The organism is Kribbella antibiotica, assembly GCF_004349055.1.
GTDB lineage: Bacteria > Actinomycetota > Actinomycetes > Propionibacteriales > Kribbellaceae > Kribbella > Kribbella antibiotica.
In genome coordinates, this window is the sequence record NZ_SMKX01000016.1 from 77,590 (window position 1) to 90,409 (window position 12,820).

13 protein-coding genes are annotated in these 12,820 nt (G+C 67.7%); 5 read left to right on the plus strand and 8 right to left on the minus strand.

Annotated elements, in window-relative coordinates:
• The first annotated feature begins 67 nt into the window (after positions 1-67).
• Positions 68-649 carry a TetR/AcrR family transcriptional regulator gene (locus E1263_RS08040; protein WP_132166550.1) on the plus strand — a complete coding sequence of 194 codons (582 nt, stop codon included), beginning with the start codon at positions 68-70 and terminating at the stop codon, positions 647-649.
• Here the strand turns inward: E1263_RS08040 and E1263_RS08045 are convergent.
• From E1263_RS08045 to E1263_RS08055, 3 genes are all read right to left on the minus strand, one after another.
• Positions 646-2,124 (minus strand): M1 family metallopeptidase, encoded by a 1,479-nt coding sequence (locus E1263_RS08045; protein WP_165956546.1) that lies wholly within the window; start codon positions 2,122-2,124, stop codon positions 646-648. The two genes, E1263_RS08040 and E1263_RS08045, sit on opposite strands and share 4 nt — an antisense overlap.
• Before the next feature lie 98 nt (positions 2,125-2,222).
• Entirely contained in the window at positions 2,223-2,873 is a 651-nt protein-coding gene (locus E1263_RS08050; RefSeq protein WP_132166552.1) for a response regulator, read from the minus strand.
• Positions 2,870-3,982 carry a sensor histidine kinase gene (locus tag E1263_RS08055; protein ID WP_132166553.1) on the minus strand — a complete coding sequence of 371 codons (1,113 nt, stop codon included), beginning with the start codon at positions 3,980-3,982 and terminating at the stop codon, positions 2,870-2,872. Before E1263_RS08055 ends, E1263_RS08050 begins: the two co-directional genes overlap by 4 nt.
• A 112-nt stretch (positions 3,983-4,094) precedes the next feature.
• Between E1263_RS08055 and E1263_RS08060 the strand changes: the two genes are divergently transcribed.
• Positions 4,095-4,349, plus strand: coding sequence for a PLD nuclease N-terminal domain-containing protein (locus tag E1263_RS08060; RefSeq protein ID WP_132166554.1), 255 nt, complete (start codon positions 4,095-4,097; stop codon positions 4,347-4,349).
• Here E1263_RS08060 and E1263_RS08065 read toward each other — a convergent pair.
• The 3 genes from E1263_RS08065 to E1263_RS08075 form a co-directional block, all read right to left on the minus strand.
• Positions 4,340-5,152 (minus strand): hypothetical protein, encoded by an 813-nt coding sequence (locus tag E1263_RS08065; RefSeq protein ID WP_132166555.1) that lies wholly within the window; start codon positions 5,150-5,152, stop codon positions 4,340-4,342. The genes E1263_RS08060 and E1263_RS08065 overlap by 10 nt on opposite strands.
• Entirely contained in the window at positions 5,149-5,664 is a 516-nt protein-coding gene (locus tag E1263_RS08070; protein WP_238161121.1) for an RNA polymerase sigma factor, read from the minus strand. Before E1263_RS08070 ends, E1263_RS08065 begins: the two co-directional genes overlap by 4 nt.
• A 69-nt stretch (positions 5,665-5,733) precedes the next feature.
• Positions 5,734-7,578 carry a bifunctional metallophosphatase/5'-nucleotidase gene (locus E1263_RS08075; protein ID WP_132166557.1) on the minus strand — a complete coding sequence of 615 codons (1,845 nt, stop codon included), beginning with the start codon at positions 7,576-7,578 and terminating at the stop codon, positions 5,734-5,736.
• 92 nt (positions 7,579-7,670) lie between these two features.
• Between E1263_RS08075 and E1263_RS08080 the strand changes: the two genes are divergently transcribed.
• Complete coding sequence (locus E1263_RS08080; RefSeq protein ID WP_202868779.1) at positions 7,671-8,453, plus strand: polysaccharide deacetylase family protein; 783 nt, start codon at positions 7,671-7,673, stop codon at positions 8,451-8,453.
• A 6-nt stretch (positions 8,454-8,459) separates the two neighbouring features.
• On the opposite strand, the gene E1263_RS08085 is transcribed toward E1263_RS08080, so the two are convergent.
• On the minus strand, positions 8,460-9,077 hold the full coding sequence (locus E1263_RS08085; RefSeq protein WP_132166558.1) for a hypothetical protein: 618 nt from the start codon (positions 9,075-9,077) through the stop codon (positions 8,460-8,462).
• Between the two features lie 48 nt (positions 9,078-9,125).
• The gene (locus E1263_RS08090; protein WP_132166559.1) at positions 9,126-10,322 is read right to left on the minus strand and encodes a homogentisate 1,2-dioxygenase; all 1,197 of its coding nucleotides are present in this window, start codon (positions 10,320-10,322) and stop codon (positions 9,126-9,128) included.
• Between the two features lie 72 nt (positions 10,323-10,394).
• Between E1263_RS08090 and E1263_RS08095 the strand changes: the two genes are divergently transcribed.
• Together E1263_RS08095 and fahA are read left to right on the plus strand one after the other, a co-directional pair.
• Positions 10,395-11,240: a hypothetical protein gene (locus E1263_RS08095; RefSeq protein ID WP_132166560.1), complete on the plus strand. Its 846-nt coding sequence runs from the start codon at positions 10,395-10,397 to the stop codon at positions 11,238-11,240.
• The gene (gene fahA / locus E1263_RS08100; RefSeq protein WP_132166561.1) at positions 11,237-12,370 is read left to right on the plus strand and encodes a fumarylacetoacetase; all 1,134 of its coding nucleotides are present in this window, start codon (positions 11,237-11,239) and stop codon (positions 12,368-12,370) included. Before E1263_RS08095 ends, fahA begins: the two co-directional genes overlap by 4 nt.
• The last annotated feature ends 450 nt before the right edge of the window (positions 12,371-12,820 follow it).

The window sequence follows — 12,820 nt, forward strand, 5'->3', positions numbered from 1 at the left end:
GGGGCGGGACATACCCGACGGTAATGTAAGAGGGTTCTTACGTCTACTGCTGGCATAGGGTTGCGCTGTGGCTACTGGCACCCGTGACCGGGTCATCGACGCGGCACTCGCGCTGTTCGCCGAGCGAGGTGTCGCCGCGGTCCCGGTCACTGCGATCGAGGCCGCGGCCGGCCTCGCCGCCGGCAGCGGAGCCTTCTACCGGCACTTCCGGAACAAGACCGAACTGGTCGACGCGCTCGTCGACCGGGAGCTCGCCCGAGCGCGCGACCGGGTGCCGCCGGCCCGCGACGAGGCCGGCAGCGATGCCACCGAACTGCTCGTCACGCGGCTCCGAGCCGACTTGGACTTTCTGCGCGAGCTCGGTCCCCTCATCCACATCCTGGTGTCGGAACGCAGGCGGAACCCGGAGCTGGTCGAGCGGCTGCGCTCGACTGCCTTCGAGGCCAGCATCGAGTCCGGGATGGCCGAGGTACTGTCCCTCGCGCCGCCCCGGGCCGTGCGCGACGATCCCGAGGCGGCAGCCCAGGTGATGCTGTCCGCGATGGTCGGCTTCTTCCTGGCCGAGGAGTACTACGGCCGCCCGGCCGGTCCCGTCTCCGCCGAGCGGTTCGCTCGTGCTCTGGCCGCGCTCCTCACCAGCGGGCCCTAGGCCGGACCGGCCTTCCAGTCCGGGTGCCCCGGCATGGCCGGGAGCGTCTTTCCGTAGAGCCAGGAGCGGAGCAGCGGGCCGAGGTCCTGGTGAGCGATTTTCGAGGCCAGCGCAATGAAGTCCTCGGTCCCGGCGGTCGAGTTCGCATAGCGCCGGACCCAGGCGCGCTCGATGGCCTCGAAGGTCTTCGCTCCGACGGTCTGCTGCAGGGCGTAGAGCGTCAGCGCCCCACCTTCGTACGCCGCACTGGCGTACGGGCGCAGCGTCGCCGACTCGCCCTTCCAGGTGCTCGGATCCGGCTTCGCGATCGGCCCGTTCACGAGCAGCTTGTTCCCGTACTCCTCGTACGAGTTCCGCATCGACTTAGCCACGGACCACCCGTGCTGGGTCGCCGACCACACGTTCGTATAGAAGACCGCGTGCCCCTCGTTGAGCCACACATCGGCCCAGCGCCGCGGCGACACCGAGTTTCCGAACCATTCGTGCGAAACCTCATGCAGTACGACGCCCGCCGTACCGTTGTTCTCGAAGCCTTCCTTGGTCATCGCGTCCGCGCTCATCAGGGTCAGCCCCTGGGTTTCGAGCTCACCTCCGAGCGCCGAGACATACGACCCGGCCTCCGCTCCGGGGAACCGGCCGAGCCGCTTCTCGAGGAACCGGACCGACTGATCGAACGAGATCAACTGCGGCTCGATCTCCTTCAGCTGTGCGGTCGGTACGGCGTACCGCAGCGGCAGGCCGTGCGGCCCGGTCCGGTGCAAGACCGTGAATGGCCCGACGCCGAACTGCATCAGCTCGGTAGCGATCTTCCGGCTCTCCCGGAAGACCCGGGTCGTCGCGTCGCCGCTCTTGCGGACACTGATGAGCTTGCCGTTGGCAATCGAGTTCAGCTGAGAGGGCGCCGTGACGGAGAAGGTGGCCGGCGCCTTCTGGGCCGGGTGGTCGCTGACGGCGAGGATCCGGCGCGCACCCGACGGCTGGTTCACGGTCTGGATCCAGCCGTTGTACCGCTGCAGGCCGGGCGGGAACGGATCCTTCTCCGATGCCTCCGGCAACTTGTTCCGTACGTCGACCCGGACCACGAACCGCAGGTGTTTCCGGACCGCACGCGCCGGGGTGATGACCAATTCGCCTTGTGGGGTTGACTTCCAGGTCGCCGGTACGCCGTTCACGCGGACACCGGTGACTGTCGGGCCGAGCAGGTCGAGGTTGAACGAGCTGAGGTATTGCGTTGCACGGCCGGTCAGCGTGGTGGTCGCCGTGTACGCCGCCAAGCCCTTCTGGAAGCGCAGGTCGAGTCGCTGGTCGAGAACGTCGTACCCACCATTGCCCAGCTCCGGCCAGACCTTGTCACCCACTCCAATCGCGCCGGGCTTGCCCGGCGGTTGCACGGCAGACGATGGCACGGCGAGGCCGACAGCGGCCAGGGTGGTCAGGGCAACGGTGCCGGCGAGTGCTCGGCGAGATCTCCACATACCGTGAAATCTAGGCACCGCAGGCGCCCGGAACGTCACCCCCAGGTCGCGAACCTGACTCATCCCGCAGTAGGAGAACGCGTCTCTTAAGTCCGTAGCTAGGCAAGGCCGATGTCGTGGACGAGCAATGCCAACTTGGTTCGGTTCGAGATTCCCAGCTTCGCCATGATGTGGGTGATGTGCACCTTGATCGTCGACTCGCTGAGCCCGAGTTGGCCCGCGATCTCCGCATTGCTCAGGCCATCGGCGACCAGGATCGCGACCTCATGTTCGCGCGGGGTGAGCTCCTTCAGCGGATCCTCCCCCGGCTGCCCAGATGTCGGCGCCGGCTGCGCGGTGTAGGAACTGATCAGCCGCTTGGTGATCCGCGGCGACAGCATCGAGTCACCTCGCACCACCTGCTCGACCGCCTCGACCAGCGCCCGCGGCGCGATGTCCTTCAGCAGGAACCCGGTCGCCCCGGCCTGCAACGCCTCATAGACATACTCGTCCAGATCGAAAGTCGTCAGTACGACGACCGGTGGCGGATCCGGCAGCGCGTTCACTCGCCGCGTCACCTCGATTCCGTTCACCTTCGGCATCTGGATATCGGTCAGCACGACGTCCGGCCGGTACTTCTCGACCAGCTCCACGACGTTCTCACCATTGGTGTCCTCGGCAACGACCTCGGCGGTCCCACCGGCCTCGAGGATCATCCGGATCCCGTTGCGGACCAGGCCTTCGTCGTCGAACAGAAGCACCTTGATCATTCCGCCGCCTTCACCGGGAGGTTTGCCTGCACCTTGAATACACCGTCGTCCCACCCGGTCCGCAATGTGCCACCAGCCAGCGACACCCGCTCCTGCATCCCCACCAACCCAAACCCCGACCCCGGCACTTCCGTGTGCTGGACACCGCGCGGGTTGCTCACCTCAACCACCAGATTCTTCTTGTCCGCCGTGATAATCACCGTCACGACGACACCGGGCGCATGCTTGGTCGCATTCGTCAGCGCCTCCTGCACCACCCGGTACGCCGCGCGCCCAGCCGCCGCCGAAACCTCCGGAACCGGATCGGGCAGCGACAGATTCACCTTGAGCCCAGTGCCGACCGCATCCGCCACCAACACCGGTACGGCGTCCAGCGCCGGCGCGACGTGTCCCGGCTCACCCGGCAGCTCGTCCCGCAGTACCTGAAGAATCTCGCGGAGCTCCGTCAACGCCGTCGTACTGGTCTTGCGGATCACCTCCGCGACCTCTTCGGTCCGCTTGTCCGGCGCGGTCATCGTCAAGGCGCCGGACTGCAAGGCGATCGCGCTGACCCGGTGCGCAACCACATCGTGCATCTCGCGCGCGATCCGGCGGCGTTCGGCGACGACCACGCGCTCGGAGCGGAGGTCTCGCTCCCGCTCAGCCTGCTCGGCGCGTTCGCGCAGCGCGATCAGAAGCGCGCGGCGCTGATAGACCCATAGCCCCAGGAGCGTCGGCACCAGCACAAAGAAGACGATGTAGCCGATACTCGCGCCGACCGAGGAGTCCCCTCGGCGTTGCCCCGGCCAGAACACGATGACAGCGCTGCCGTAGACGAACGAGACCGCGGTCTGCCAGGACAACCCCTTGCGGCTGGCAACGGTGTACGCCGCGATCGTCACCTGCACACTCGGCCACCACTGCGCGACCGGCGTGATCGCCATGAACAGCAGCGGGAAGCGTCGCCGTACCAGCATCGCCGCGAACGGCACCGTGACGAGCAGGACGGTGTACCACTGGTACTCCTCGTTCTTGGTGATCTCCAGGACCAGCCCGAACGCGACCAGCAGCGCGAACAGGACGTCGAACACCAGGATCCGGCGTTTGCCGTCCCACCAAGCCAGTCGCATACCCAAACCGTAGCCCCACCTACGAACGGGCGAGCGTCTAACACCTTCGTACTACTGTCGATTGATCCGGTCGACCGATGCCTCCAGCACCCAATCCCGGGATGCTGGAGGCATGCTCACCCTCATCGCACACACCACGTCGTCCACCGACCAGACCTGGGGCTTCCTCGGCGGCGCCGGCATCATCGCCGTGCTGGCCGCCTACGCCCTGCTGGTGATCGGCGCCTTCTTCAGCGCACTGTTCTCTCCGGCCTCCGGCGGAATGAAGCTGGTCTGGATCATCTTCATCGTGATCGCCCCGTTCATCGGCAGCCTGCTGTGGTTCCTGGTCGGCAAGCGCAACGCCCTGGAATCCGCCTACCGCTGATCCGGACTGACGAACAAAATCACGTGGTGATCGGAGGCGGGAACGCCGTCGCGCACGAACCAGTTGGTCGGCACCTCGTCGCGCGGCTCGGAGTAACCGGGCGTCTCCACCCGGTACTCCGCGGTGAAGCCACGCTCGCCGAGAATCTTCAGCACGTCACCAACGGTCTTGTTCGCGTACTTGACCCCGGCCAGCGCTTCGCCGCGGCCGTCGATGAAGCCGCTGGTCCCGTAGGTCTCCCCCGGCTCTGCCGCGCGGCCGATGATCAAGCTCACCTCGCCCTGGAAGTCGAGTGGGATCGTGAACTCCGGAACGCAGGGCAGCGTGCCCCGCTCCTCGCACCCCGCCGGATACATCACGGTGGTGATCCGCCCCGCAGCTGCACCGGCCGAGGCCGCCATCGCCACCTCCTTCCCGACGACCGACGGCGATGCCGGTTCCAGGACGAGCTTGATGTCGAGGCCCTTCGCCTTGAACTCCTTGTTGAAGCGCTTGCTGTCCGCCAGCGGGTCGACCACCCGGACCTTCATCACCTCGCCCTGGGTGCTGAACGACAACGCCTGCGGCCGGTCGTTGTCACCCGGCACGTGGACCACGAGGGCCGTGATCGCGGCGACCGCGGCCGCGGCGGCGAGCACCGGCACCAGGCGACGTCGTACGGAGCGGGCACTTTTGAGAGGGATCGGCGCTGCCTCTGCGGTGATGTCGCGCAGGAGCTCGGCGCGGGTCTCAGGGGCAACCTGTGCGGCCGGGTCGGCGTCCGCTGTGGGGTCAAGGCTGCGGACGAGGTCCAAGGCGTTCATGACTTTGCTCCTGCCGGGGTGTTGTCCATGAGGCGCTCCAGCCGACGGCGAGCGCGGTGCAGGCGGACTGAGGCCGCACTGCGTGAGCAGTCGAGGGCCGCCGCGAGCTGAGTCGCATCCAGACCCTCCCAGGCCGCCAGCGACAGCACTTCGCGGTCGGCATCCGACAGCTGTTTGAAGGCCTCAGCAGCCTCGACTGCCGCTGGCTGCGGATCCGGTACGGCGGTGCGGAGGTCGTCGCGGAGCCGGTCGGCCAGGCCGTGCCGCCGGGTTTCGCCGCGGCGGTGATTACCGAGCACCCGGCGAGCGACGCCGTACAGCCAAGGCAGGATTTCACCCGCCGGTACGTCGTCCAGTCGCCGCCAGGCAATGAGGAAGGTCTCGGCCACCAGGTCGGCCGCATCCGCGCGGACATCGAGCCGGCGGACGAAATAGCGCAGTACGTCGTCGTGGTGGCAGGTGAACAGGTTCTCGAATCGGGTCAGCCGGGCGTCCGGAGGTGACTCGGTCACGCGCACGGCCCCCCTTGTGAGTAAGTGCGTCATACCCGGTAGATGTCCGGGTATGACGCGTCCTTACATCTAAGGGTTGATGACGATGGGTGCACCGTTGGAGACGAGCGACCAGTCGGTCGTGTGGAACGCGGCGGGGTCGACCTCGCCGGTGGCGGTGACGTAGTCGATCATCAGCTGGCGGATCTCGACCTGACGGTTGTAGACGACCGGGGCCTTGGAGACGTGCGGGAAGTTGCCGCCGCCGGACTGGCGGTAGTTGTTCACCGCGAGCACGAACTGCTGGTCGTCGGCCACCGCGACGCCGCCGTACGCGAGGTCGACGATGCGCGACCCGGCGGCCTTGGCGATGTCGATCTTGTAGCTGAGCGGCTTGGTCAGGCCGCCCATCACGTCGTAGTTGTAGTCCGGCGTCCCGGGCGGCGCGGTCGGCGTCGGCGCGTTGGTCACCTCGGCCGAAGCGAACGGGCCAGGACCGCTGACCTGCTTGTAGTAGACCGCGGAGAACTCCAGGTACGCCTTGATCTGGGCGCCCGTCATCGTCACCGCGACCAGCGTGTTGTCGAAGATGTAGAGCCCGGCCACGTCGCGGACCGACACGTCACCGGCCGGGATGTTGGCTGCCCGGTTGAAGGGGGCCGCGATCGACAGCACCGGCAGACTCGCCTGCGGCGTACCGGCCAGTGCCTTGGAGACGGCGTCGGCCTGGACGAAGTTGATGAAGTCGAGTGCGGCGGTGTCCTCCCAGGGCGCGGTCGCCGCGGACATCGCCGCCTTGTTGGTGCCGATCTTGGAGTTCACGTAGCCGACGACCTTGTCGTGGTCCTTCTGCAGGACGTCGACGACCTTCGGGTCGGCGGCGACGGTGTTCGCGTTCAGCACCTGGCTGTGCCGGCCGACGACCTTCCAGCACCCGTGGACCTGCTGCAGGTCGAGGTCGATCACGGACAGCCGCATGCCCCACTTGAGCGGCTCGGTCAGTACGACCTGCTGACCGGTGACCTTGTTCGTCACCAGTCGCTCGGGGATCTCCTGGTGGGCGTGCCCGACCAGTACGGCGTCGATGCCGGGGACCGTCTCGGCCATCAGCACGGATGCGTTCTCGGGGACCGGCAGACTGTCGCCGTACGACGAGGAGAGGTCCATGCCGGAGTGCGCGGAGACGATCACCACGTCGGCGCCGGCCTTGCGGACCCGCGGGACCCACAGCTTGGCGAGCTCGACGATGCCACCGAACTTGATCTTGTTCTCGACGTTCGCCTTGTCCCAGATCGCGATGCCGGGGTTGGTCAGGCCGAGGATGCCGACCGTGATCGTGCCGCGGCCGGGCACGTGCACGCGCTTCAGCACGTACGGCGGGAAGACCGGGAGACCCGTCGACCAGTCCTGCGCGTTCGCGCCGAGCAGCGGGAACTTCAGCTGGCGCTGGAACCGGCGGAGGATGTCGAGCCCGTAGTTGAACTCGTGGTTACCGAGCGCGGCGGCGTCGTACCCGATCTTGTTCATCGCGGCGGCCATCGGGTGGATGTGCCCGCCCGTGATGGGTTCGATCTTCGCGAAGTAGTAGGCCAGCGGGGTGCCCTGGATGGTGTCACCGGCGTCGACCAGCAGCGGCCGCGGGGCGTGCCGGTCCTTGGCGACTCGCTCGCGGAAGGCGGTGACGAGCGTGGAGATCTTCGCCAGACCGATGTCGTTGTGCGCAGAGTCGTCGTACTCGGCGTTCTTGAAGTAGTCCCAGTTGAAGACGTTGCCGTGCAGGTCCGTCGTGCCGAGCACGCTCAGCCGCACCGTCTTGCCGTGTCCGTGGCTGCCCGTGGCTTCGGCCGGAACCGCCTGGAATCCGGCCGCGGCGAGCGCCGCCGCACCGCCGATCGCCGTCCGCCTCGTCACTGTCGTCCGCCCGTTGTCGTTCATTTTCAGCCTCACGCGTCGTTGGGTCTGGCACTCGACACCTTACGTGCGACCCGATTCGGAATTGGCCCCGTGCCTGGGAGAAGATGCACCCCATGACCAAGCCGCCCGGCAAGAAGCTCCTGCCGTTGGTCGCCGCTCTGCTCTGCGGTGCCGTCCTCGCCCAGGCCGCCCAGCCTTCCGATTCTCCCGTCTCGAGGTCGTCGCCGGCCGTCCGCACGATGGCCGCCGGACCGCTGAGCGGGAGCCCGCTCGCGGGCAAGCCGAGCGCGCCCGGCCCGAAGCGCCAGGGGCAGTCGCCGCACCCCAAGCAGCCCGCCGACGACTGGAACCTGACCAAACACGGCAAGGTCATCTACCTGACCTTCGACGACGGCCCGCACGCCGGCTGGACGCCGAAGGTGCTGCAGATCCTGCGCAAGCACCACGCCCAGGCGACGTTCTTCGTGCTCGGTGCCGAGGCGGCCAAACGCCCCGACCTGGTCGAGCAGACCCGCGCCGCCGGTCACCACATCGGCAACCACACCTGGGACCACCCGATGCTGACCAAGCTCCCGGCCGACAAGATGCGCCAGGAGATCTTCTCCGGCGTGAAATCGAAGTGCTTCCGCCCGCCGTTCCGCGACACGAACGCAGCAGTCGCGGCAGTTGCCAAGGCCAACCATCAGCGGCAGGTCCTGTGGGACGTCGACACCAACGACTGGAAGAAGCCCGGCGCGGCCTCGATCGAGCACGCCATCCTGGCCGGCGCATACCCCGGCGCCATCGTCCTCATGCACGACGGCGGCGGCAACCGCACCCAAACCGTCGCCGCCCTCGAGCGCGCGATGACCAAACTCCAGCGCAAGGGCTACACCTTCCGAGCCCTCCCCTGCTGAGCTGGACTAGTGCCGTACGGCGGCTTTTCCGCCTGAGTAGTGCTGGAGGGCCTGGTCGATGACGTGGACCGGCTGGTCGAGCGCCTTGACCAGGAACATGCCGATGGGGTGCAGGAGCGGGCTGGGCTTGACGACAGCCCGTACGGCGGGTTGGTCGAGCCCGCGAACGCCTGCCGTGGTGGCCCCGACGCCGGGCGCAAGATTCAGCTCGAGCATGTACTGGCCGAAGAGCTTCTTCTGGCGGAACCCGTCGATCGCCCCCCACGGGAGCATCACGGGGTAGCCGGCGCCGTCGCAGGCGAGCTCGAGACCGCGCTCGGACATCCGCATCGCGACCTCCTGCAGCGGGAAGGCGGCGTACCAGCGCTGCCGCTCGGCATCGAGGCGGAGAGCCAGCACAGTGCTGACGACCAGCGGCAGCATCGCCAGGATCAGCAGCAACGCGAACGGCCAGAGCCCCGAATACCGCATCGTGATGAGCACATAGAGGCCTCCCGCGATCCCGGCGGCACCGATCACCAGCGTCGCCCAGGCCCCCCGTCGCAACACCGTGCTGACCACCTCACGCCGCCGCATCACCGCCTGCCGATCAACCCCGACGATGAACCCCGCCTCCTCGCTCATCCGCTAAGAATCCCATCCCGGGAGGTCCGCCGCCGACCCGGGCGGGTGTCAGGACTGTTTGCGGCGGCCGGCCCAGGTGTAGGCGTAGACGCCGTCGTCGACGGATCGGCCGCCTTCGCCTAGTTCGAGCGGGCGGAAGGTGTCGACCATGACGGCCAGTTCTTCGAAGCGTTCGGCGCCCAGGGACGCCTCGATGGAGGACGGTTGCGGGCCGTGCGCGTAGCCGCCGGGGTGGAGGGAGATCGAGCCGAGGCCGATACCGGAGCCCTTGCGGGCCTCGTAGTCGCCGCCGCAGTAGAACATGACCTCGTCGGAGTCGACGTTCGAGTGGTAGTACGGCACCGGCACCGACAGCGGGTGGTAGTCGACCTTGCGCGGCACGAAGTTGCAGATGACGAAGTTGTTGCCCTCGAACACCTGGTGCACGGGTGGCGGCTGGTGGATCCGGCCGGTGATCGGCTCGTAGTCGCTCACGTTGAACGTGTACGGGTACAGGCAGCCGTCCCACCCGACCACGTCGAACGGATGCGTCGCGTACGTCATCCGGCTCCCGACAATCCCGCTCGGACCATGCCCGCGGTGCTTCACCAGCACCTCGACATCCGTCCCCTCGACCGTGAACGGCTCACTCGGCCCGTGCAGGTCACGCTCGCAGTACGGCGAGTGCTCCAGGAACTGCCCGTAGCGCGACAGGTACCGCTTCGGCGGCGCGATGTGTGAGTTCGCCTCGATGCAGTAGGCGAACACCCCGTCCGGACCGGGCAGCCAGCGGTGCGTGGTCGCCCGCGGGATGATCACGTAGTCGCCCTCGACCGCGCTGAGCACCCCGAAGACGGTCTCGAGCGTGGCCGAGCCCTTCTCGATGTAGACACACTCGTCGCCGATGGCGTTGCGGTAATACGGCGACGGCTGCTCGGCAACGACGTACGAGATCCGTACGTCGCCATTGCCGAGAACCAACCGCCGATGCTCGACCACGTTGGTCTCGGACGTGTCGCTGAACAGGTCGTGGAGTTTCAGGTGCCGTGGCGTCAGCGGGTGGTTCGCGACGGTGGCGAGATCGGGCAGCTCCCAGATCTGCGAATCGACGATCGCAGACGGGACTCCGGCGTGGTAGAGCAGCGACGAGTCCGACGAGAACCCCTCCTCGCCCATCAGCTCCTCGTAGTACAACCCGCCGTCGGCGTTCCGGAACTGCGTGTGCCGCTTGGGCGGGATCTGGCCGATCTGCCGGTAGAACGTCATTCTTCAGACTCCCGAGTACGATAATCGAACGCATGCGTCCGCTTACCGAAAGCATCCGTTAGGCTCGGAGCCATGTCAACCGTCCCTGCCCTGTACCGGCACCTGGTCGACGACGCGGCGATGTTCCCACCCGGCGAGCTCCCGCTGACCGAGGCCGTCCCTGCCCACCGCGCGCACCGCGCCGCGCCGTACGCCGAACTTGTCGGTGCCTTCGTGTGTACCGACGAAGACCTGCCGCGAGTCGCGGAAGCAGCCGGCGACGAGCCGCTGCGCGTCACTGTCGTGATCACCGGCGGCGCGGGCGGGATCGAGCCCGCCGTCCGCTGGGCCGAACGCAGCCCCAGCCTTGAATTGGTCGGCGTCGAGGTCCGGCTGCGCGACGAGGGCGACCTCGCGCGGAACGCTATGCGTGTTGTCCGCGCCGCCGAAGACTGCATCGATGACCAGACCGTGTACGTCGAAACCGGGCTGGACGGCGCTTGGGAGCAGGCGCTCGGGACGGTCGCCGAGGCTGGGTACGCCGCCAAACTGCGGACCGGTGGCCTTGACGCGTACCTGTTCCCGTCCGCCGACCAGGTCGCGAGCTTCATCACGCGCTGTCTGGACGTCGAGGTCCCCTTCAAGTGCACGGCCGGGCTGCACAACGCGCTCCGGCACACCTCGGCCGACACCGGCTTCGAGCACCACGGCTTCCTGAACGTCCTGCTCGCGACCCGCGCCTCGCTGGACGGCGCTTCGCTGGGCGAGGTGGCCGCCGTACTGGCTTCACGCGACGGTACGGCGCTTGCCTCGCAGGCGCGCGCGCTGTCCGAGCTGCAGGTCGAGGGGACCCGCCGGTGGTTCCACTCGTTCGGCTCCTGCAGCATCTCCGAGCCGCTTGACGACCTGATCGCACTGAACTTGATGGAGGAACTGTGAGTGTCTTCGGCCCGGACAACCTGCCGCTGGGAGTCTTCCAGTACGGCGATCAGTCGCCGCGGATCGGCGCTGCCCTCGGCGACCAGGTCATCGACCTCACCCCGCTCGAGCTCTCGGACACCTTCGCCGAGCCGACGCTGAACGCCTTCCTCGCGCTCGGTCGTCCCGCCTGGACGTCCCTTCGTGCCGCATTGCTCGAACTCGTCCGCACGGGCGCCGTCGAACCGCACCTGATTCCGCAGTCCGCGGTCACGATGCTGCTGCCGATCGAGGTCGGCGACTACGTCGACTTCTACGCCTCCGAGCAGCACGCCACCAACCTCGGCCGACTGTTCCGCCCGGATGCCGAGCCCCTGCTGCCGAACTGGAAACACCTCCCGGTCGGCTACCACGGCCGCGCCGGTACGGTCGTTGCCAGCGGCACCGATATCGTCCGGCCCTCCGGTCAGCGCAAGGCACCCGACGCCGCAGCACCGACGTACGGGCCGTCGCAGCGGTTGGACATCGAGGTTGAGCTCGGGTACGTCGTCGGTTCGCCGTCGGCGCTCGGCCAGCGGGTCTCGGTCGACGACTTCCGCGAGCACGTGTACGGCGTCGTCGTACTGAACGACTGGTCGGCGCGCGACATCCAGGGCTGGGAGTACGTGCCGCTCGGCCCGTTCCTGGGCAAGTCGTTCGCCACGTCGATCTCGCCGTGGGTGGTGTCGTTGGACGCGCTCGAATCGGCCGCCGTCGCGCTCCCGGCGCAGGATCCGCCGGTGCTGCCGTACCTCGCCGGGAAGAACCTGGTGAACTACGACATCACCTTCGAGGTCCGCATCAACGGCGACCTGGTGAGCACCCCGCCGTACCGGGACATCTACTGGTCTCCCGCCCAGATGCTCGCCCACATGACCGTCAACGGCGCCTCCGTCCGCACCGGCGACCTCTACGCCTCCGGCACCGTCAGCGGCACCGAACAGAACCAGCTAGGTTCCCTCATCGAACTAACCAAAGCCGGCCGCGAGCCCATCACCGTCCACGGCAAGGACTACACGTTCCTCCAAGACGGCGACGAGGTAACCATCACCGCCCACGCCGGAGACCTCGGCCTCGGCGAGGTAACCGGCCGCATCACCCCCGCCGTCTAACCCCCACCCCGTCGGCACGAACAACTGCATGTAGTCGCCCCGGGCGCGATCGGACGCCAGCTCGCTCGACCGGGGTAGGGCCGGCGGCACGAGCGACTGCAAGTAGTCGCACGTGACGCCCGCCCGGCGCCTGTCCACCCTGACGAACGCTCGCCAGAGCCACCACCTGCAGTGCTTCATGCGCCCAGCCAGGCACCTTCCAACGCACCACCGGACACCGGGCGCTCGCCTCGGCCGGATGAATCGACGGCACGGGCGCCGGCTGGCGCCACTCGCGATGGCGCGATGAGACGGGTTCGGCAAGGCACGTCGTACTGGGTGGTGCACGAGCAACTGCAGGTAGTTGCACGTGACGCCCACCCCGGCGCCCGTCCACCCTGACGAACGCTCACCAAAGCCACCACCTGCAGTTGCTCGTGCACCACCCAGTACGACGTGCCTTGCCGAACC

Excerpts from the sequence above, each read along its gene's own strand:
- E1263_RS08045 (WP_165956546.1), bottom strand. The coding sequence starts at position 2,124 with ATGTGGAGATCTCGCCGAGCACTCGCCGGCACCGTTGCCCTGACCACC.
- E1263_RS08050 (WP_132166552.1), bottom strand. The coding sequence starts at position 2,873 with ATGATCAAGGTGCTTCTGTTCGACGACGAAGGCCTGGTCCGCAACGGG.
- E1263_RS08055 (WP_132166553.1), bottom strand. The coding sequence starts at position 3,982 with ATGCGACTGGCTTGGTGGGACGGCAAACGCCGGATCCTGGTGTTCGAC.
- E1263_RS08060 (WP_132166554.1), top strand. The coding sequence starts at position 4,095 with ATGCTCACCCTCATCGCACACACCACGTCGTCCACCGACCAGACCTGG.
- E1263_RS08065 (WP_132166555.1), bottom strand. The coding sequence starts at position 5,152 with ATGAACGCCTTGGACCTCGTCCGCAGCCTTGACCCCACAGCGGACGCC.
- E1263_RS08075 (WP_132166557.1), bottom strand. The coding sequence starts at position 7,578 with ATGAACGACAACGGGCGGACGACAGTGACGAGGCGGACGGCGATCGGC.
- E1263_RS08080 (WP_202868779.1), top strand. The coding sequence starts at position 7,671 with ATGACCAAGCCGCCCGGCAAGAAGCTCCTGCCGTTGGTCGCCGCTCTG.
- E1263_RS08085 (WP_132166558.1), bottom strand. The coding sequence starts at position 9,077 with ATGAGCGAGGAGGCGGGGTTCATCGTCGGGGTTGATCGGCAGGCGGTG.
- E1263_RS08090 (WP_132166559.1), bottom strand. The coding sequence starts at position 10,322 with ATGACGTTCTACCGGCAGATCGGCCAGATCCCGCCCAAGCGGCACACG.
- E1263_RS08095 (WP_132166560.1), top strand. The coding sequence starts at position 10,395 with ATGTCAACCGTCCCTGCCCTGTACCGGCACCTGGTCGACGACGCGGCG.